The sequence below is a fragment of the Desulfomonilia bacterium genome (assembly GCA_036567785.1).
Lineage (GTDB): Bacteria > Desulfobacterota > Desulfomonilia > UBA1062 > UBA1062 > DATCTV01.
In genome coordinates this window covers 16,182-36,506 of sequence record DATCTV010000013.1, presented here as the reverse complement: position 1 = coordinate 36,506, position 20,325 = coordinate 16,182, and the positions used below count along the sequence as shown (strand labels likewise).

Sequence of the window (20,325 nt, the reverse complement as noted above, 5' to 3'; positions counted from 1 at the left end):
AAGTCATAACGCTCCCTCAGAGAGGGAGGCTTGACGGTTATGAGCCGTCTCAAAGACGGCCGTTAGAATCTGCCCTCTTACCTCTCACTGTCCATCTTCGGCAATGTATTCCTTAACCTTTTCCAATTCAAAACCAACTGTTGATACCGCGTATCCTCGAGCCCAGAAATTCTCTCCGTTGAAATTCCTTTGCTTATCTCCAAACTGACGCGCTACTGCTATTGCGCTCTTGCCCTTTAAATACCCTATTACTTCTGATACTGCCAGCTTCGGCGTTATCATAATGCACATGATCCATTGCTATGTGCCCAGAAATAATTTCGCATCCTTTCTGCCTCGCCAGTTCGTGAAACACACCTTTTAAATATTCCCTGATCTTTCCATACAATGTTTTCTTTCTGCTCTTTGGTACAAAAACCACGTGATACTTACAATCAAACCTCGAGTGTGTTAAACTTTTATAAGTTTCCATTTAAGCCTCCAGATAGCCTTTGACTGCCGTCAAGCCTATCTGGAAGCTTATTTATACTTAATCCTGCAAGGTCAAACCTTTTCAAGTCTCACTGGTCAAACCAGTGGCTTACCTGTCTTTGAGTTATAGGCGGAAAAGCAGGTTCGGGTACTACATTCATCGACAATCTGTCATACAGCGATTATCTCTCGGATAATTTCAGGATGAATGCGGTCGATATGGAAAGCGCTGCCGTCGCCCAGGTCGCAAGGGTCAACAATATCCCATTTATCGCTATAAGGGCCATGTCAGACCAGGCCGGAACACCTTCGAACGAGAGGCAGTTTTTGCGGTTTTCCGGTCTGGCAGCGGAAAATGCTACAATCGTTCTGTCAGCGTTTCTGGCAGCCCTTTCCTGAAAAACGGAGAATATGAAAGTCCGGGCTGAGACCTTAGCCTATTTTACGAGAAACGCCTCTTTCAGGGCCTCGTTCAACTTTTCAATCGTATAGGGCTTATGGATAAATGCTTTCGCGCCGAGGCTTATCATTGACTCCACCCTGTCATCCCTGCTGAAGCCGGAACTTATGATTATTCTGACATCCTTCTTCATATCCATCATTTCTTTCATGGTCTGTCTGCCTGACTTTTTAGGCATCATCATGTCAAGTATCACTATATCTATCGAATCTTTTTCCTTTTCAAAAATCAGGAGAGCTTCTTCCCCGTCCGGTGCATCGATTGCCTTCAGGCCGAATTCTTCGGCCATCGTCCTCAGGCTGTCCCTTATGAACGCTTCATCATCCACTATGAGAACCGTTTTCCCGTCAAGATGAACCAGCTTGTCTGAAACCTTTTCATTACGCATGAGCATATCTTCAATCGAGGGAAGGAAAATATTGAACTGTGAGCCTATCATCGGCTCGGAATAAACGGACATGAATCCCTTGTGCTGTTTTACGATGCTGTAGACCATCGAAAGGCCCAGGCCCGTTCCCTTATCGATCTCCTTGGTGGTAAAGAACGGATCGAATATCTTCGCCTTGATATCTTCGGTCATACCCACGCCGGTATCCTGAACTGAAAGTCTCCAGTATTCTCCGGACAGGGCCTCCTGGTGGTTCAAACAGAAAACGGGGTCCGTCTTGAACTTTTCAATTGAAACACTCAGTTCGCCTTTATATGGATCATTATCCGGTCTCATTATAGTCATTGCATGAACGGCATTCACACAGAGATTGAGGAGCACCTGCTCTATCTGGGTCTGATCTCCCAGCACAACAGCCTTGGAAGAATATGAAACCTTTATCTTTATGGCTTTGTCGATTGAGTTTTCGCATATCGCAAGGACATTTCTGATAGAGTCATTCAGGTCTATCGCCGTGAAATCCATCTCCCTGCGCTTGGAAACAGCCAGCAGCTGCTTGATCATGTCCGCCGCACGGTTCGCCGATACACTCATAACCGACAGCTGTTTCTCCATGAATTCCTTGTCAGGCACGCCGTGCGCATCCATCTTGTACTGAATGAGCGAGATCGGGCCGATGATCCCTGCAAGGACATTGTTGAAATCGTGCGCCAGCCCACCGGCAAGGGTCCCGATAGTCTCCATCTTCTGCGCATGTCTGAGCTGTTTTTCCTTCATTACCAATTCGGTGCAGTCCTCCGCTGAAACGACCACACCGCCGGAATCTGAAAACTTCAAGGGAGAAAGCGTGATCTTGAAATATCTTCCGGATGTCTCTTCATTATTTATATTATCAAACATCCTGGGATTCCTTTCATTGATCACATTCATGATGTCGTCCCTGAATTCCTTCAGAAATGTAAGGCAGTCCCATAAATAAAGCCCCTTCGCATCCTCCTCTTTTATTCCGGTGAATGTTTCCGCCCTTGTGTTCCATTGCGTAATCCTGCCTGAAGAATCGGCTGATGCAAGGATTGAGGAAAGAGAATTGAATACGTTGTCCAGATAATTTCTCGTGTCCGTCAATTCACGTTCGGTCTGAATACGTATAGCAATATCATTGTCCAGCTCTATATTTTTTTCAGTCAGCTCCCTTGATTTCACCGTGAGCTTTTCCGAGAGTATCTCCTGCGCCCTGAAAGCCCTTGTCATTCTCAATGCAAGAGCGCTCGCCATGCACATTATGAAAAAGAAAATGCCGAACTGCATATATGGTATGGAAAAGCTGCTTATGATGGCGTTAAGACTCAGAATATCTCCTGCAGTGGATAAGAAGAGCAATGCGAATCCCGAAAGAACGATAATTGCTGCTTCACGTTTTCTTATCACGGCAATGATGATCATGCCGGTCAATATTATTCCCCACGGAATGATAATGAAAAACTGGTAGTATATCAGCAACCTGACATAGATAATGCTGGGGAAAACAAGGGTTGCGGCCGAGAACAGAAGCGATACCATCCAAACGGCCTTTACGAAGATCCGCGGGGTTTCAAGCGGAAACAGTTCGCGTATGAAAGAGGTGAACACCGCCACTGCAAGGAAGACGCAGCAATCGTTCAGCACAAGCCTCACCTTGTATGGCACTCCGGGAAGCATGAGCCTGTAAAAGTAGTTCTCCCCTATGCTTTCTATGATCAGGGCGAGCATCAGGCAGAACACCCCGAAAAGGAGATTGGCCCTGTCCTGACGCCTGAAGAGATAGATTATCAGATAGAATAATCCGATCACGATAATGCTGCCCTTCAGGAATACGTCGACATAGAGCGCCTTTCTCCATGTATCGAGAATCTGTTTTTTCACCCCGATCTTGATGGTTTCCCCCAGGCCGCAGTTGAATGAACTGAAATTCGACACATGAATCACGACGTCCATGACATTCTTATCAATGCCTGCATCCACAACATCCGGCAGATTGTCGGGGATCTCGTCCCCTGCAGTGACGGCCAGTTTACCGTCTTGTCCCTTCAGAATTCCGTTTATAAACATTCTATGCGCCGTGTGTATGGTGTGGTGCTTGATCACAAGGTCCCTGCCCGCCCTGTTCAACAATATCCTGAGGTGGTAGGTCGCAAATCCTTCGACAGGCAGATTCTTTCCGCCAATCCTGATGTTTTTCCAGAATCCCGGAACATTCGCATAAACGGTCGGGACCGGAACATTGACGCCGCTGAATGCATCAGGAGAAACAAAGTCTTTCCAATAGAAATCCCATTGTCCCTGAAGCTTTACGGGCCCGTCTTTTTCGATATTCCAGTTCCGCAGATCCAGAACACCATTTACGGCGACAGGTGCTGCTTTTGAAGACTCTTTGCCTGTGCAGGCTGATAATACTGCCAAAAGCACAAACAGCACAGTCGCCAAAATCCTCAAAAACTTCATATTCATAATTCCTGCTGTATTATAATGTTCATCGAGATTTTATTATTTATTAATCGGTATTCCATGAGATAATCTTAATGATCTGATCATTATGTCGAATTGACATGAACGCTCATCGCAAATATACTTAACGACATCATTTGCCGGGCTTTCAGATGTAACTTTATGCCCGGCAATAACCTGTGCGGGGAGGTTTATATTATGAGGAGATTCTTTTCCCGGCTTATATGTACGGCATTCATCGACGTTTCAATCATAGCATGCAAAAACGGCAATACCAATTCATCGGCTTCTCAGGATCTGAAATATGCCGGCGGCATGACGGAGAATGCTACATACTCCGAGCCGGTAAACTACAAGCCGGACATCCGGGTGAACAATGAATCCGATATCGCCTCTGTACGAGCAGAACGGCTTCACGTCTCACATAACGGCCTACCGTCCGATTTCTCCCAACGGGTCGCTCATCATCTACCATGACGGTCATGACGGCTATACGATGTCCGATGCGGTCCCGATTCAGCGCTTCCTGGCCAACGGCTACACCGTCTGGAGGGTGGACATGCCACTGATAGGAAACAACAAGGAGCCGGTATGGTTAGACCTTCCCCGCATAGGCCGCGTTCCCATAACACAGCACGAGGAGATGATATTTCTCTATGACATGACCACAGGATCGCCGGTCCGCTATTTCATCGAACCCGTGATTGCAGCGGTCAATCTCGCTCAATTAAAAGGCTATAAGAACATATTCATGGTTGGCCTTTCCGGAGGCGGCTGGACAACGACCGTAGTCGCTGCCATTGATCCGCGCATAACCGCCAGCTATCCGGTTGCAGGCAGCGTGCCGATGGCCATGCATTTTGACCACTACAAGAAGAACTGGGGCGACTGGAAGCAGGTAGTGCCTGATATGTACCACATAGCGAGCTATGAAGACCTTTACATAATGGGCTCGTACAAGCGCTCGCAGATTCAGGTGCTCAATGAATTCGACATATGCTGCTTCAATGAGCCCAGGTATGTCCTTTACGAGCCTGCGATACAGGATGTGCTCAAGTCGGTAGGCGGCGAGTTCGACGTATTCTGGGCCAAGGGAGACATCATACACTGGGCGTGTCCGGCAGCCGTCGACCGGATACTGGACGACATGCGTTTGCGAAGCAAATAAGGGGAAAGCGACATGCCAAGTATCAGAAGCAGGATTTTCGTCTTCATGCTGAAATACAGGTACCTTTTAAAATTCAGGCTTAAAAGGACTTCCGTCGTAACTGATGAGACATCAATAAAGAAGCTTCGTGAAGAGGTGGAAAGGGGCGCATCGTTCTTCGGGAAGCTGCCCGAAGGCTTTACCACTGAAAAGGTCGATATCGACGGCCTGAACGCGGAATGGATCATCCCGCCGGGTGCCGGAAAGGACTGCGCCATACTGTACTTTCACGGGGGCAGCCTCGTAATGGGTTCGGTTAACGCTTATCGCGGCATCGTCGCCAAGTTCGTAAAGGCAAGCTCTCGACCCGCGCTCGTCTTCGATTATGCGCTTGCACCCGAGAACCCGTTCCCTAAGGGGCTCAATGACAGCCTGAAGGCCTACGGATATCTTCTCGATACGGGAATAGAACCGGGCAGGATCATATTCATGGGCGATTCCGGAGGCGGCAATCTCGTTTTCTCTACAATGTTGGCACTGAAGGACAAGGATATCTCCCTTCCGGCTGCAGGCATAACACTGTCCGCATGGACCGACCTGACAAACTCCGTTGAGTCACGGAAAACCAACGCCGAGCTTGACGCCTTTTGCAGGAAAGAAGCCCTGAACGTCTTCAGCAGATATTATGCAGCCAGCAACGACCCTGTGAACCCTCTGATATCTCCATTGTTCGGCGATCTTTCAGAGCTGCCCCGTCTTCTTCTTTTCGCAGGAGGCAATGAAATGCTTCTGAGCGACTCGGCCGATTTTGCGAATAAAGCTTCGGCAGCGGGAGTCGATGTGACGCTCAGGATCGGCAACGGGCTTTTTCACTGCTATCCGGTATGCGCGCCTCTCTTTCCCGAAGCAAGCGACGCCCTCAATGAGATCGCAGGATTTATAAAAAACCACATATGAACAGGAGGAATCTCATGACCGGGAATTTCCGATCAAGAACAGTGTTTTTAATTTTATTGATCATTTTGTTCCACAACATCCCTTCCCATGCGACAAGTCTGACGGATGAGATGTTCAAGGAAAATGAGGACCTTTACCAGAAAATCCTGCATATGCCGTTTAACAGCGAACTTATCAAGGGAACGCTCGATGAGAATATTTTCAAGAACTATATAATCCAGGACTATATCTATCTCGAGTATTACAGGAAGGCATTCGCCATCCTTCTTTCGAAAGCCCCTGACGACAAGGCGTCCGCCTTTATCGTCTCTACAATCAAGGCAATCGATGATGAGATCGGAAATGTCCACAACGTGTATATCAAACAATTCAACATTTCAAAGACCGAACTGGCGAATGTTTCACCTCTTCCTTCGACTGAGCTGTACGTATCATACCTGATAAAGACTGCATGTTTAGAACCCTTCGAGACCGGCCTGGCCGCAATGCTGCCCTGCGACTGGGTATACTACAGATTGGGCGGCGACATGAGCAAGGCCAAACCCTCGCCCGATAACAAGTATGCAAAATGGATCGAAGGATATACGCCGGTCAAATGGGAGTCGAGTGAAACCAAGGCCTTCACCGATCTTCTGGGCGGCTACATGGAAAACACTACTGATGAAAACAGATTGAAAATGAGGCAGGCATTCAAGACCTCGATGAATCTTGAATACATGTTCTGGGATGGGATATACAGGGACGTAAAATGGATTCAATGAGTAGTGAGCCATGCAAGAAAACAGAAATATTATAATACGTGAGGCGGATCCCGGCGACATCGAAGACATCTGCCGGTTGCTTGCCCTTCTTTTCGAGCAGGAGGTCGAGTTTGAACCGGATTATGAAATGCAGAAAAGAGGCGTTTCAGAGATTGTATCAGACCCTCACAAAGGCCTCTTCCTGGTCATTGAGGAATCGGGTTGCATAACAGGCTGTGTCAGCCTGCTGTTTCTTGTCTCAACCGCGCTTGGTGGCAAGACAGCCATTCTGGAAGATATGATCATCGAACCGGGAGCCAGGTGCCGCGGTCTAGGCTCCAGGCTGCTTGACAAGGCAATTGACTGCGCAAGGGAGAAAGGATGCCTGAGGATCACTGTTTTAACCGACAAGAACAATGAGTCGGCACAAAAGCTTTATGAAAAATCCAGTTTCAAAAAATCTCCGATGATACCCATGCGGCTCATATTGTAATTTGTAAGATAACTGGATCTGATCTGACAAATTCTCTAACAGTGCATATCAGCAGCGGCAAATTATATTTTTCAGCTGACTTTAAATGAAGATCCTTTATGGAGATGATAACGAAAAAATCAGCCGGAGCGTAGCGATCGGCTATATTAACCTTGTTGAGCATTATTTTTTTGGAAAGTATTTTACATTGCGAATATTTTTAAAGTCTGAATCTTGAGTCCATATAACTGCTTTGAATTCTTGCGCCGTTGCGAGAATGATGCTGTCAGCCATTGGTAATTGATTTTCCAAACTTAACCTTGAAGCCGATATTGCCAATGATGCGTTTAGATCCACTACCTTTCCTTTCTGCATGGCAATGACTGCCTGTAATGCTTCATTATCACTGGACTCCCTCAAAATTACTTTAAAAACTTCGTATATCGTCACAACTGGAACAATAAGCAAATCCGAATCGCTCAGTGGGGGCAGGAAATGCTTGGCATTAGGCTCATCGGCAAAGTATGCGAGCCAGCCTGAAGAATCTACAATATTCATACTCTGTCTTTCTCCCGTTTGAATTCTGTATTGATACCCTTGAGAAACCCGCGAAGTTCTTTGATGTCGCGTTCCGGAATAAGCTCAATGCGTCCGGCATATTCAACTATTTGCATTTTTTGGCCTGGTTGAAGCTTCAATGCCTCCCTGACGGTTTTAGGTATAACGACTTGATATTTTGGTGACACCGTGACCATTTGCATGCCAAAACCTCCATCGATCTTATTTGTGCTACGATAACATGATCGATGTTGTATAGTCAATCCTATTGATGCTCAACATGCGTATCAGCCACGGCTGTAAGCCGTCGGCTGGATTTGTTTGTTATTGTTTAATTAAAAGAAAACGTTTTTAACATTTTATCTGTCAAAAACGTGAGGACATTTCCATTTTCATCATTGATAACAAATCTATGTTCGCTATCGTAAGTAATTCTTACCTCTCGTGTGTAATAATCAAATGGAATTTCGTATTCAAGCCCTCGTATCTCAGCAAGAATGCCTTCAACCATGATAAATAGATTGCTTAAAAAAATGTTGCATAAGCTTTATTTGTATCTTGATTTACATTGCCATAACCTTGAGATGTTAAATCATACAATGTCAGTACTTTATTCCCGTGCTCATCAAAAAATGAGTCAAGTCTCACGTCAAATCTGTGGCCCTCTTCGCCATCTTGGAGAAGAGTTTTAAGCGCCATTTTCCCTCTTTCAGTAAAATGAGGCACCCATGCCCCTTGATGTGGTTTAGCGCTCGAAACATGAATATGGATTATTATTGTTTTGATAAAACCTTGTTTATCAAGCTCTATACTTGGTCTTAGTTCATGTTAATATTTTCTAAAATTGTACTTCAATTAACAGCAAATGAAAAGAGATATAATGCCATAATATCAACCTGTTCAAACTTAAATCGGCGGGTATTTTACTTTAATAAGAACTAAAAACACTACGGTGATATTATGAGTAAATTGTCCAATGCAAACAAAATTGATATTCTTACCGAGTTTCAGAACTTTCTTCTGGAAAAGAAACTGGCGCAGAAAAAAAATATTTTCTTTTATGCCCTGCGGGCAAGCAAATACTTTACCTATTCCATTATATCGGCCTGGAGTCAGGCGTTTTTTCAGAATTGAAATCTACCTGAGCTGACGATCAAGCTTACATATTGGAGGAAACAAAACGGCTGATCCGTCTTAAACACTATTCATTCGGCTTTGTCTGCAGCTGTCGAAGAGCAAATGAAAAAGCATCTCAGCCAAAGCTCAGATTGCAGCCAATACATATTATAAGGAAGTAAGAATTGAGTTTTTTACTTTACTGCAAAAGCCTTGAAAAATGTATAGCAGAAGACGCCGTCGCTTTCCGAAGTCCTGTAGAGGTCGGCTATTCCCCGGTCGAAATCAGCCGCATTAATTAGCCCATCTGAGACGGCCTTTTCGCGCACGCCTTCTATCATGGCCGTAAAGGTCTTTTTCGTGAATCCTTCAACGAGACCGGGGCTGGACGAATCCACATAGACCATCCTTGGTGAAACACAGATGTCTTTAAACCCCGCTTTAACTAGCAGCGGGTACAGCTCCCGGCCTATCATTGCATTGCCTCCGGCGCGTCTCTGGAGTTCGACCTGGCATGCAATCGCCTTGTGTGCATAAACGCTGTCCGGATAAAAGTATGCCGAGCCGTGGTCTCCCTCGATGACGGTAATAGTACCACCCGGCCGGATAAGTCTTTTTAATATTGTCAGGGTCTCGACAGGATTTTTCAGGTGTTCGAGAACAAAACACACAAATACATGATCGAATGATTCGGGATTGAACTCCAGGTTGAAGATGTCCGCCTGTTTAAATGTTACATTTTTATATCCCAATGCATTGCAGCGTTTTTCAGCCTCATCAAGAGAGGCCTGAGAAATATCGATTGATGTGAAAACCGCATCCGGGCTTTTCAGCGCCAGTGTCACGGTCTGCGCCCCTACCCCGCAGCCTGCCTCCAGAACCTTGCTCCCGGCAGGATAAAAGGTATCTGAATGCAGCAATTCGACCAGTGTATTCGCCTGATCGTTTAGTCTTTCGTTTTCCTTTCCGTCGTATCCGTGTATGTATTCGCCGCTCATCTGTGATTCTCCTTTTCCAATCAACAAAAATGATATCAGGCGATGGACTGGAAATGTCAACCATAATGGTTTAATAGTCGACATGTCAGAAAGGGGATTCTTATGGAACAGCTCAACAGATCAATAAACCACAGTGCAACGATGGTGGAACGGATAATCCAGATCGGTACCGGCGTTTTTTTGCGAGGTTTTGCAGACTGGATTATAGATAAAATGAATAAATGCGCCGGATTTGATACGGGCGTTGTCGTCTGCCAATCCACATCGGGTAAAACCGCCGAGACATTCAAAAAACAGGATGGCCTCTTTACAGTAAGGCTCACCGGTATTGTTGACGGCAAACCAGAAACCAGTCATGACCTGGTAAGCTGCGTGACAAGGGCACTTTCGATACCGGATGATTTCGATGCATTTCTGGCGCTGGCGGATAATCCCGATCTGCGCTTCATCATATCGAACACGACAGAGGCTGGGATTTCTTTTGATAAAACAGACCCGTATGAGAAACCCCTTACCTTTCCCGGAAGGCTCGCCAGACTCTTGTATAGAAGGTTCAGGAATCTTCCTGACAATGGTTTCATAATCATTCCATGCGAACTTATCGAAGATAATGGAAACGAGCTAAAAAAAGCCGTCCTCAATTATGCAACCTTATGGGGTCTCAAGGACGGTTTTGATGCATGGCTGGGCAGAAAATGCATATTCTGCGGGACTCTCGTTGACAGAATAGTGGCGGGATTTCCCAAGGAAAAAGCTGAAAGCATATTTGCAGAACTTGGCTACAGGGATGAACTGCTGGTCGAAGGCGAGTTTTTTCATCTCTGGGTGATTGAGGCACCTGAAGAAGTCAGAACGGAATTCCCTGCTGAAAAGGCAGGCCTCAATGTCATATTCACCGACGACATAAGACCCTACCGTGAGCGCAAGGTGAGGATATTAAACGGCACGCACACGGCCATGCTGCCCGTGTCATACCTCATGGGCATCGACACCGTCAGGGAGGCGCTTGAAAATCCGCTCATAAACCGTTTTGTCAAAGAAACAGTTTTCAATGAGATAGTCCCCGCAGTCAAGGCGCCGGGTGCTAAAGAGTTTGCCGATGAGGTATTGAACAGGTTCATGAATCCTTTCATCGTGCACAGGTTTTCAAGCATCATGCTGAACTCTTTTCCAAAATGGCGGGCCAGACTTCTGCCGACGGTTATCGACTATCACCATCTGACAGGCATGATCCCTGAGCGGATTGCCTTTTCATTCGCCGCGCTGCTAGTCTTCTACAGGGGCATCAGGGAAAACGGTACAATCCCCTTGAACGACAATCCGGAAGTTATCGAAACAATGAAAACGCTCTGGCAGGATTCAACCGATACAGGAAAGATTACACGGAATATCCTCTCAAGGAAAGACTTCTGGGGTGCTGACCTTAATGATATTCCACAGTTTTCTGTAATGGTGGCGGTTTTCATGAAAGAGATAGTCGAAAATGGCATGGCTCAGGCTCTTTCCGATTTCATGAACTGAATCGGGAACTATTTTTCAAAAAGCATTCTTTTTGCAGCGGGGATGTTCATCATAAGAGAAAGTTTATTATCCTTAAGACTGAATGCATAAATCCCCCTGGCTTTTTTGTCAGGCGCTTCGGAATTCAACAGCAGTAACCTGTCTTCAACCGCCGCAATGCCGGAACAGTTCCATCTGTCCGGCAGTTTCCATGAAAGATATTTCCCGGTCCTTAGATTATAGGCGCTTAACATCCTTGAAGGGTTAGTGGAAATGGAGTTGAATGCAGGGTTGTGGTAGGCATAAAGCGTATTGTCTTTAATCACACCAAGAAGTGGAGACTGAACAAAGGATGTTCCATCTATCTTGCCGTGCTCTCCCATAACCAGCATATTTGATACATTTTTATCGGATTTTCCTGCAGGGGCCGAGTTCAACATAATAAACTTTCCTCTGTGAGGGATAATGCACCATATATCCACACCGGCAAGGGCGTCTGTCTGATTGATTATCAAGAGGTTTGCAGGGTTGATGACCTTGATAATGCAGTAATTAAGATTTTTATCAGGGCCGGATGTCATGCCTGCTACGATTATACGCCTTTCGTCACCGGCTATTGCGCTCAGATAATAGGGGCTGTCCTTTATTTTAGATGAAAGTTTTATGGTTTTGATCCTCTTCAGGGTAGTCTGATCAAAAACATCTATAGCTCCGGAAAAACCGTTTTGTGTGCATGCTATAAACACCCTTCCTCTGGAAAACACAAACCCCGCTTCAGGATTGCCTGCTGTTTTGATTATTTTTGAAAACGACCCGTCAGGTTTGAATACCTGCACACGGTTTTCCCTGCGGCCGTCAGGTGAAGAGTAGCCCGCCCAGAAACGGCCATAGGGGTCCAGGCTGAGGGTTCCGACATTGCCCTTTTCCAGGCGGAACAATTCTTTTGACTTTTTTGAATCTGCATCAACAATTGATAGAGTATTGACCCCGGACGCCCCGTTCTTTCCGGAAGAGAGGATATAAAGATAAGCCTTATCCAGTGATCTGCCTGCGGCATGAGTAACGTCGACAGGCATAGAAACAAGCAGTACCGACAGGAATAAAAACTCAATTACTCCGCCGGCCCCCTTTCTGTAAAATCCTTTCATCGGTTCCGGCTGCTATTCCTCTACGTTGTAAGAGTGGCTGTACCAGCCGGATTCGCTTCCCTGTACATCCTTTTCCCTGACCCGAACGCTTATTGATACGTTCTCTATACCCTGTCCTTCAGGAAGTATTAAATATAAGGAAGACCCGGTCTGCCAATTATTGCTCATTATACTCCAGCTGCCGTCTGAACAGGTTTCCACCTTGAAGTTGTATTCGATTTCCCTGCCGTCCGGTGAAGATGCACCTTTTGCCGTGAAAGTGATCTTCCTTCCTGATTCCAGAGGTTCGGGTGATGAGCATGTGATAGCCGAAGGTTTAACGACGGCTGTTATATTGGGACCTACTGCATACATGTCGATATATTGCGAAAGAGCAATCTCATCCGGCAGAACACCAGGTATCAGCAGGACATTGACCAGATATCTTGCAAGCGGGACCTGTGCGATGAGGGCCATGTAATACCTTTCGTCATTGCTGTCTATGTCATACCCCAGAAGATAGTTATGCAGCCACCATACAAGCTGCGAGCAGTACAGCGCATTTTCCCTGTATCTGGGTGCGTCCTTGAATTTGAGCATATTCACGCAGCTTGTTTTCATGGGGATAATGTAATTGTAGGCGGTTGTGTTACCGTCACCGAAAGTACCGTATAGTTCGTCAAGTTTCGCACAGACTTCCGATTCACTTTTTACGTTGCTGCGTCCAAGACCGACATAGACGCCCTCTTTTTTCCATTTGGAGAGGGGTCTCAAGGCTACACCCTCACCGATTGCTTCATAGACCAGATTGTTGCCGTTATAGACTCCGGCATGTGAATATTTCCAGACATAGAACCGCTGATGCCAGTCCAGGTCCGGGCTCTTTATGAGCATTACGTCGCCGCGCCTCAGGCTGTCCCATTTCTCATTTCCCGCCCAGGCTTCCGTTGCAGGATCCCCGGAAGCACTCTTGAGAATTTCTTCCATGTAATCCTGGATGACAGCATATGTCTTATCTTCAGAAAGCTCCTGAAATTTTATTTCGAGCTGCTCCTTCAGACGTAAAAACGCTTCTTCTGTTTTTTCATCAACAGGCAATGCCTCATATGAGGCATAAAGGTCGGCTATCTCTTGCTGAATCGCTCTGACTTTCCTGGAGTATGGAAGCCTGTCACCAAATTTCTCATAGGCATCGATCATCATATCCGCCTTGTCGGCATTAACACTTCCGTCCGTCATTGAGAGAATATCGCCGACCGAGGATTCAAGCTCATCAGGAAGGCCGTCGTGATCGGCGTCATTAGTGAGGTTAATTCCTGGCGTATCATTGCTGCTCGAAGAACTGCATCCCGTGAATATCTGACAAATGAATATTAGCACAACAGCAAAGAAATATATCTTCCCATGATTCTGCATATACATATGCGAGCCCCCCATCAGTTGGTTTCCTTGAGCCTGAGGCGTCCTGCCCATAAAATATCCGCTTATACCAGCGAAAAAGCCTGTTCTTGAAAATGCCTTGAACATGACACCCATACCCCCGCCAATTACTTAGATTTAAGCTCTTTATATAATTATCGGCTGTATCAGTTGTTCCCTTAAGGCGTCATCTTTTATTATTCCAACGCCTAAAGTAATCGGGTTTCATGCCGAAAAAATTATTAATGAAATCTGCGATGAGGATAATATGAAAACTAGAATTTACGGTTTTATGCTTTTAATTACGCCCCTTGTTCTTCTGCAATGCCTTCCTCTTTTCGCTCTGAACGGCCAGTGGTCCAAAACAGGCGAATCAAAAGGTATCGTAAGCTACAGCAGGCAATCCGCAAGCGGCGTCTATGAAATATATTCGGCAGGTATGGTGAATGCCCCGATTGCCTCAATCGAGGCCCTTTTAAGAGATGTCTCGGCCCGCCCTCAATATGTCTATGGATGCGCGGAAACCTCATATGCGGATATTCCGGGGCTTAAGAATACGGCCGATGTCCATTATATATACAACAGGACCAGAATGCCCGCTTTCATGAACGACAGGGACTGCGTGGTGAAGAGCGTCTGGACGATAGACAAGGCGTCGGGGAGTATCTACTGCAGGTCTGAAAGCATAGACAGCGATTACAGGTTCCAGGCTAATGTAGTCAGGATGGAAAGGGTGGTGTCCCAGTATACACTTATTCCCAGAGGCAATGACCTCACCCTTGTCATCTGCCAGGCAATGGCGGACCCCGGAGGCAGCATTCCGGCCTTTGTCGTCAATCTGTTTACAAAATCGCTCGGCGCGGACATGATCGAGGGTATTCAGAAAATGGCAAACAGGCCGAAATACCGGAACGCCAGTATCATCACATCGACCCCTGCCTGATAGCGCATAAGGACAGGAAAGAGTTTTCGTTATTTCAGCTTTTCCGAATAATCCTCATGCTGTTTATATAACCGAGGTCTGTAGCCTGAAGGGGCATTGCCAGCCGGGTCTCTTTCCAGGATCGGTTCCCTCAGCTTCTTCATCGAAATCGCCTTTTCAGGGCATTCGTATATGCAGAGTCCGCATCCGAAGCAGTTTTCAGCAGTGAGACTTTTCCCGTCCACGAGTTTTCTGGCCTCAAACGGGCATATCTCTATGCACTTAGAACAGTCCTTGCATTTCTCCCTGTCGGTTTGAGCCGTAAAAAAACCGTCGATAAGCGGGTAATCGAGCTGACCAAGCTCACGGTTGATTATGTAGGGCACGCACCCGCATATGCAGCAGTTGCAGATGGCGTATTCATTGTACAGGTTCACCGGACAATGGATAAAGACCATGTGAAACATCTTCTTTTCATGGCAGGACCTGATTATCGCCCTGGCCTCTTCCTTTGATATCTGCCGGTAGTCTTTCGGGAACGCCTTCATCCACGCGTAATATCCTGTCCTGAAGACCATATCTGTTTCCATGGGATGGCTGCACGCCTTGTGTCCTATCCTGCACCTGCAAGGGCCTACCGCAATCGGACCGTCCTGCGCGTCGATAAGCTTTATAAGCTCGTCATAAGGAATGGGTCTGGCAGAATCTCCAAGATATCCGAAAGGCCTTGCCAGGGCTATCCCTGCAATTTTTTTAAACCAGCCTATCTGCCCCACCCTTTTCCATTTACCGCGCAGAAGCTGATAGCAAAGCAGCAGGAGCGGAATCTCGATATATCTGGCGAATACAAAGAGCAGAAATCGCCTTAACGGATTGTCTTCGTTTGAGAAAGGTTTGAATTCCATGACCTATGCCTCTTTACCGTAGGACGGCGCCATCGTATAGCCTTTGGCCTTTGCAGCTTCAAGAAGACGCTTTCTGACCTTATCAAGCCTGTTCAGCCTCGGGTCGTCAGGCAGTTTTCCCGGATAGTCGAGATGAGGTTCAAGCTTGAGGTATGTCTCATACGGGAAGCCCGAGGTCATGTCATCCGGTTCGTTCTTTCCCCATGCCACTCCGCCCGTGCAGTAGTAGCTGATGTTTGCCTTTCCGTTCTGCCATGGTATTACAAAACTGTTCCTGCACATGCTCATGTTGGCCATGTAGCGCGTGATGAACTTATCGAAGATTTTCGTTATAAAATCACTCCTGAATATGAACGTGGTGAACCTGTGCCAGAGAGTGAACCTGTTGAGCAGTGAAAGCGTGCGGTTGATATATTTGATCGAAATTGCGGACAGGCCTGTGGGAGGTTTCATCCTGAATGTATTGAGAGACGTCTGGTCCTGCTTGTACTTTTCAGGGTCGATGAAGCTCTCCCAGCCGAGCAGTTCTATTATCCTTCTGTAGTTCTCCGGATTCGTCCTTATGATCACGCCGTCAGGTGTTACGCCTTTCTTGAAAAGGTGAAGCGGCGCCATGTATATGCCCTTTATGGAAAGATGTTCAAGGTGAGGTTCGATCGTCTTTTCAAAATCATTTGCCGGCTCTTTGAACCCGAGCACAACAGGCGACCATTTGCATATTTTTATCGAGCCGGAATTCAATATAAGTTCCATGCCGAAGGTCGCACCGAATATACCCTGACAGTATGAGACCCCTGAAAAAATAACCGTTTCCTTGAACTCTTCATAAAGTTTATCATCAAGCAGCTTGATTCCTATGGGAGGCAGTTCGAGTTTCATCAGACGCTCTTCCTTCATATACCCTCACATTTTAAAGCGTCTCGGGTCGAGATATTTCGGCAGGGCGTTAATGCCGATCCCGAGGGCCATCTGTAAAGCCTTTTTCGTATTAGACCTTTTAACATTTTCGCCAAGCGCCTCTCTTGCATATTCGATAATATGCCTGAGGGTCTTGCCGAAAGGGTTTGTCAGCCTGAATATACCCAGGGTAAGAAGACAGCCGGTGCAGTATATTGCAGCTTCATCCGCATCAGACTTATCCAGCGCTGACAGACCTTTGAGGCCGCATATGGCCAGGTCGACAAGACTGAAGCTGTTGCAGCCTGCGGCCACGCCGCAGCAAAGACCGTGCTCGTGATTTTGCTCAGTCTCAACAACCGTAAGCCCCAGCATCTCTAGCAGCCTGCGCTGGTTCTGCATGAAATCTTTCCCGAGCACCCTGGCATGGCAGGAATCATGCATCACAACCGTGCCTGAGAGTTTTTTTCTGATTTTAAAGGTCCCGTCTTCGATCCTGTCTATGAACCAGTCCGTAAAGAATGTCTTTTTGAAATCAAAACTGGCACCGAACTGCTCCGGCAGCACATTTGAAAACATGTTGTACCCGGCGGGACATATAAATACGAGTTCTTCGATATCCTTTCCCCTGTAAAATCCGGTAAGATACTCCGCAGTCTTTCCGACCGGCTCGAGTGCTCCCATCCTGAAGAACATCTCTCCGCAGCAAAGGTCCCACCTTCCCCATACCGGAAGCTCTTCAAATATGGCGCCTTCGGCAAGAAGAGGCATTGAGAGAAGGTTGCAGCCCGGATAAAGGCAGGTCTTTGCAGGTGGCTGTTCAATCGACCATTTTTTCTGAAGGGCCTTTTCAGATTCTGTGTATGCGAGGCTCTGCCTGAAATTGGGCAATCTTCCGGGCATCAGATAACTGGTCCTTGCAGGAAGACCTTCCCTTTCATACCGTTCATTCCAGAAGTAGTGGATTCTTTCATATGGATGCGCGTCGTTCGGGCAGAATGCGTTGCAGGCATAGCAGCTCATGCATTTCCTTGCAGCGATCGATTCTTTATGAAGTCCGAGGTTTATCTTTTTGATGTCCTTTATCGCATCCAGCCTCGAGAGTTTCATATACCGGCAGTTTACAAGGCATTCGCCGCATTCAATGCATCTGTCCCAGCCTAAAACCTCCCTGAACCCTTTGATTACACCTGACAATTTAACCTCCGAAAATTGCCGGGGATATCCCGGCTCAATCTCACACTTATATTATCCGGCCTGGTTCTTATCCGAAAATATTGCAGGGTAAATAAAGATGCCGGCTGATACCAGCAGAAGCCCGATATCCCTCAGCAGATACCACCAGGTAATCTTTGCTGCGGCGGGGTCTGTTGTAAAGCACCCGCATGAAATGTCAAGCCCGCGTACGAGGCTTGCACAAAGGGCGGCCGCAAATATAAGGAGCATGCCAGAGATAGCGAGGGAACCGCCCTCGATGAATATCCCGCTTACGACAAAAAATCCGGCTATGATCTCGATTGGCGGCATGGATGCAGCGGCCAGATTCACGAGAAACCCGTTCGGGAGGATCCGGTATGCATCGATCGCCTTTGCAAAGGCTGCCGGTTCCGAAAAATGAATGAAGCCGGTATATATGAACATGCCGCCGATTAAGAGCCTTGCCAGGATATAGACAAGCCTTTTTATGTTCATCTGCCTGACTCCACAGGATAGCCTGACATGTTCCAGGCTTCCCAGCCTTCAGGCATTTCCCTGACATTTGTAAAACCATCTGCCATGAGCTCCTTTGCAAGCTCCTCGGCAAGGGGGCAGTCAATACCGATGCAATAGGTGATAATAAGCCTTGATTTGTCTTTCTCGTTCTCTTTGACAGATTTGTCGCCTTTGCCGGGATGTATGTTGATGGCATTAGGGATATGCCCCAGGTTGTAGTCATATTCGCTTCTTGCATCGATGAACAATGCCTTGCCTGAGCGGAAAGCCTTGAATCCTTCCCAGACGGTGATCTTCACAACAGGTACGGCAACAGGTTTTATCTGAGACTCGGACTGTCCGGCCTGCGTTTTACCTTCACCGGTCAGTTCAACCTTGTCAGGACGCATAGCGTTTACTGTAAGGCCTATTACGATGCCGGCCACTATTATTATAATGGTCTGCAACATGCCTTTTGTGAATATCCTTCCAAGCTTATTCATTCTTAACTCATTCGGTTGATATTTTTTAAAACTTAAATCCTCGAAGCGATTATTGCAGCACCTATCGCCCCGTTCACCTGTGCTTCCGTGAACACCTCCATTGGTCCAAGCTTCGCTTCAAGCGCCTTTACAATGCCTATGTTCTTTGCAACGCCTCCTGTCATCATGATAGGCTTCTTCACTCCAACCCTGTTTGCAAGTGCAGCGACGCGTGAGGCGACCGATTCATGAATGCCCGCTATTATGTTTTCGCGGGTCTCCCCTTTTGCTATCAGTGATATTACCTCGCTTTCGGCGAATACCGTACATAGGCTGCTTATATGCGACGGGCTTTGAGCCCTCAGAGACGTTTCGCCGAACTTGTCGAGATCGACCTCCAGTGCCCTGGCCATCACTTCCAGAAACCTGCCTGTCCCGGCTGCGCACTTGTCATTCATGGCAAAATCCTTGACCTTGCCGCCTGCGTCGAGCACGATCGCCTTGCTGTCCTGCCCTCCTATATCGACGACAGAGCGGACTTCAGGATTGAGAAAATGCGCCCCTGTTGCATGGCATATTATCTCGGTAACGGCCTTGTCCGCGAAATCAATGGAATTTCTTCCGTAGCCCGTTGCCACCACTCTGCTCACTGACCCCGGCTTTATTCCTGCTTCATCGAGGATATCATCATATATCCTTTTTCCGGCCTGTGTGGCGTTGTAGCCCGTAAAAGAGACCATTGTGGCGATGACCTTACCGTCCTTCAGAATGGCCGCCTTTGCCGTTATGGAGCCTATGTCGATACCGAGCGTTATCATGGTCAAATTGCCGTGGTGCCCCCGTCGACGACAAGGGTCTGGCCTGTTATAAAGCTGGCACCGTCCGAGGCCAGGAAAAGCACGGGATGCACCACTTCCGAGGGTTCGGCTATGCGGCCCATGGGAATGCCTTTAGTGATCTGGGCCAGTATGTCGGCATTAGACCAGAAGGGTTTTGAAAAATCGGTCCTGACCATGGCAGGCGCAACGGCGTTGACCCTTATACCGTACTGGGCCAGTTCGCTTGCCAGCACCTTTGTAAGCATCTCTATCGCCGCCTTTGCCGTTCCGTAAATCCCCATGCCCGGAGAGGCCTTTCTGCCTGCAACGGATGTGATTGTGACGATAGAGCCCTTATTCTGAGGCTTCATTATTTTTGCAGCCTTGCGGGAAACCAGAAACGTGCCGCCCAGGTTCGAATCGATTATCTTCTGCCAGACCGCTGGTTCGGTATCTGCAATCGATGCGGTCAGAAGGTTCATTCCGACATTGTTTATGAGTATGTCAAGGCGGCCGCCAGACCATGCGGTGATTTCATCGAACATCCTTTCGACGTCGGCTTCCTGCGCTATATGGGCCTGAATTTGAATGAGCCGTTCGCCCCCATTAAGAAGAGCCGCTGCCGCGTCGAGGCCTTCTTTTTTCCTTCCACAAATCGCAACTTTTGCTCCCTGGCCGAGCAGGGTCTTCGCCATCTCGAGCCCAATGCCACGGCTTCCTCCTGTAACAAGAACAACCTTATCTTCAAGTCCGTAATTCATAACTTTCTCTC

At 47.2% G+C, this 20,325-nt stretch carries 21 protein-coding genes and 1 pseudogene; 7 read left to right on the top strand and 15 right to left on the bottom strand.

The annotated features are described in order from the left end of the window. Nucleotides 1-84: 84 nt before the first annotated feature. Nucleotides 85-472: pseudogene (tnpA, locus tag VIS94_03495) on the bottom strand (IS200/IS605 family transposase). A gap of 203 nt (nt 473-675) precedes the next feature. Here tnpA and VIS94_03490 point away from each other — a divergent pair. Beyond that, the gene (locus VIS94_03490) at nt 676-870 is read left to right on the top strand and encodes a hypothetical protein (GenBank protein HEY9160134.1); all 195 of its coding nucleotides are present in this window, start codon (nt 676-678) and stop codon (nt 868-870) included. A 38-nt stretch (nt 871-908) separates the two neighbouring features. Here VIS94_03490 and VIS94_03485 read toward each other — a convergent pair whose 3' ends face one another. Then, complete coding sequence (locus tag VIS94_03485; GenBank protein HEY9160133.1) at nt 909-3,806, bottom strand: response regulator; 2,898 nt, start codon at nt 3,804-3,806, stop codon at nt 909-911. 373 nt (nt 3,807-4,179) lie between these two features. Between VIS94_03485 and VIS94_03480 the strand changes: the two genes are divergently transcribed. Genes VIS94_03480 through VIS94_03465 form a run of 4 tightly spaced genes read left to right on the top strand, consistent with a single transcriptional unit; the run spans nt 4,180 to nt 7,140 of the window. Then, nucleotides 4,180-4,971, top strand: a complete 792-nt coding sequence (locus VIS94_03480; protein HEY9160132.1) for a PhoPQ-activated protein PqaA family protein — start codon at nt 4,180-4,182, stop codon at nt 4,969-4,971. 12 nt (nt 4,972-4,983) lie between these two features. Continuing rightward, nucleotides 4,984-5,907, top strand: coding sequence for an alpha/beta hydrolase (locus VIS94_03475; GenBank protein HEY9160131.1), 924 nt, complete (start codon nt 4,984-4,986; stop codon nt 5,905-5,907). Nucleotides 5,908-5,921: 14 nt separating this feature from the next. Further along, nucleotides 5,922-6,668, top strand: coding sequence for a TenA family protein (locus VIS94_03470; protein HEY9160130.1), 747 nt, complete (start codon nt 5,922-5,924; stop codon nt 6,666-6,668). 10 nt (nt 6,669-6,678) lie between these two features. Then, nucleotides 6,679-7,140: a GNAT family N-acetyltransferase gene (locus tag VIS94_03465; GenBank protein HEY9160129.1), complete on the top strand. Its 462-nt coding sequence runs from the start codon at nt 6,679-6,681 to the stop codon at nt 7,138-7,140. A 162-nt stretch (nt 7,141-7,302) separates the two neighbouring features. On the opposite strand, the gene VIS94_03460 is transcribed toward VIS94_03465, so the two are convergent. From VIS94_03460 to VIS94_03445, 4 genes are all read right to left on the bottom strand, one after another. Then, the gene (locus tag VIS94_03460) at nt 7,303-7,677 is read right to left on the bottom strand and encodes a type II toxin-antitoxin system VapC family toxin (GenBank protein HEY9160128.1); all 375 of its coding nucleotides are present in this window, start codon (nt 7,675-7,677) and stop codon (nt 7,303-7,305) included. Further along, nucleotides 7,674-7,880 (bottom strand): AbrB/MazE/SpoVT family DNA-binding domain-containing protein, encoded by a 207-nt coding sequence (locus VIS94_03455; protein HEY9160127.1) that lies wholly within the window; start codon nt 7,878-7,880, stop codon nt 7,674-7,676. The genes VIS94_03460 and VIS94_03455 overlap by 4 nt, the downstream gene beginning before the upstream one ends. A 322-nt stretch (nt 7,881-8,202) precedes the next feature. After that, nucleotides 8,203-8,376 (bottom strand): hypothetical protein, encoded by a 174-nt coding sequence (locus tag VIS94_03450; GenBank protein ID HEY9160126.1) that lies wholly within the window; start codon nt 8,374-8,376, stop codon nt 8,203-8,205. A gap of 611 nt (nt 8,377-8,987) precedes the next feature. Further along, the gene (locus VIS94_03445) at nt 8,988-9,791 is read right to left on the bottom strand and encodes a methyltransferase domain-containing protein (protein ID HEY9160125.1); all 804 of its coding nucleotides are present in this window, start codon (nt 9,789-9,791) and stop codon (nt 8,988-8,990) included. A 102-nt stretch (nt 9,792-9,893) separates the two neighbouring features. Here VIS94_03445 and VIS94_03440 point away from each other — a divergent pair, with 102 nt between their 5' ends. Beyond that, the gene (locus VIS94_03440) at nt 9,894-11,312 is read left to right on the top strand and encodes a tagaturonate reductase (GenBank protein ID HEY9160124.1); all 1,419 of its coding nucleotides are present in this window, start codon (nt 9,894-9,896) and stop codon (nt 11,310-11,312) included. An 8-nt stretch (nt 11,313-11,320) separates the two neighbouring features. On the opposite strand, the gene VIS94_03435 is transcribed toward VIS94_03440, so the two are convergent. Together VIS94_03435 and VIS94_03430 are read right to left on the bottom strand one after the other, a co-directional pair. Further along, nucleotides 11,321-12,439, bottom strand: coding sequence for a hypothetical protein (locus VIS94_03435; GenBank protein ID HEY9160123.1), 1,119 nt, complete (start codon nt 12,437-12,439; stop codon nt 11,321-11,323). A gap of 12 nt (nt 12,440-12,451) precedes the next feature. Continuing rightward, the gene (locus VIS94_03430) at nt 12,452-13,954 is read right to left on the bottom strand and encodes a hypothetical protein (GenBank protein HEY9160122.1); all 1,503 of its coding nucleotides are present in this window, start codon (nt 13,952-13,954) and stop codon (nt 12,452-12,454) included. Nucleotides 13,955-14,105: 151 nt separating this feature from the next. On the opposite strand from VIS94_03430, the gene VIS94_03425 reads away from it, so the two are divergent. Then, complete coding sequence (locus VIS94_03425; GenBank protein HEY9160121.1) at nt 14,106-14,780, top strand: START domain-containing protein; 675 nt, start codon at nt 14,106-14,108, stop codon at nt 14,778-14,780. Between the two features lie 29 nt (nt 14,781-14,809). Here VIS94_03425 and VIS94_03420 read toward each other — a convergent pair whose 3' ends face one another. Genes VIS94_03420 through VIS94_03390 form a run of 7 tightly spaced genes read right to left on the bottom strand, consistent with a single transcriptional unit; the run spans nt 14,810 to nt 20,314 of the window. Next, on the bottom strand, nt 14,810-15,664 hold the full coding sequence (locus tag VIS94_03420) for a 4Fe-4S binding protein (protein HEY9160120.1): 855 nt from the start codon (nt 15,662-15,664) through the stop codon (nt 14,810-14,812). Nucleotides 15,665-15,667: 3 nt separating this feature from the next. After that, nucleotides 15,668-16,561: a DUF169 domain-containing protein gene (locus VIS94_03415; protein ID HEY9160119.1), complete on the bottom strand. Its 894-nt coding sequence runs from the start codon at nt 16,559-16,561 to the stop codon at nt 15,668-15,670. A 6-nt stretch (nt 16,562-16,567) separates the two neighbouring features. After that, a complete protein-coding gene (locus VIS94_03410; protein ID HEY9160118.1) occupies nt 16,568-17,758 on the bottom strand; it encodes a (Fe-S)-binding protein in 1,191 nt (396 codons plus the stop codon). Nucleotides 17,759-17,809: 51 nt separating this feature from the next. Then, entirely contained in the window at nt 17,810-18,253 is a 444-nt protein-coding gene (locus tag VIS94_03405) for a MauE/DoxX family redox-associated membrane protein (protein HEY9160117.1), read from the bottom strand. Then, nucleotides 18,250-18,756 (bottom strand): rhodanese-like domain-containing protein, encoded by a 507-nt coding sequence (locus VIS94_03400; protein ID HEY9160116.1) that lies wholly within the window; start codon nt 18,754-18,756, stop codon nt 18,250-18,252. Before VIS94_03400 ends, VIS94_03405 begins: the two co-directional genes overlap by 4 nt. A 32-nt stretch (nt 18,757-18,788) precedes the next feature. Then, on the bottom strand, nt 18,789-19,553 hold the full coding sequence (locus tag VIS94_03395; GenBank protein ID HEY9160115.1) for an acyl-CoA dehydratase activase: 765 nt from the start codon (nt 19,551-19,553) through the stop codon (nt 18,789-18,791). 2 nt (nt 19,554-19,555) lie between these two features. Further along, nucleotides 19,556-20,314: an SDR family oxidoreductase gene (locus VIS94_03390; protein HEY9160114.1), complete on the bottom strand. Its 759-nt coding sequence runs from the start codon at nt 20,312-20,314 to the stop codon at nt 19,556-19,558. Nucleotides 20,315-20,325 lie beyond the last annotated feature (11 nt).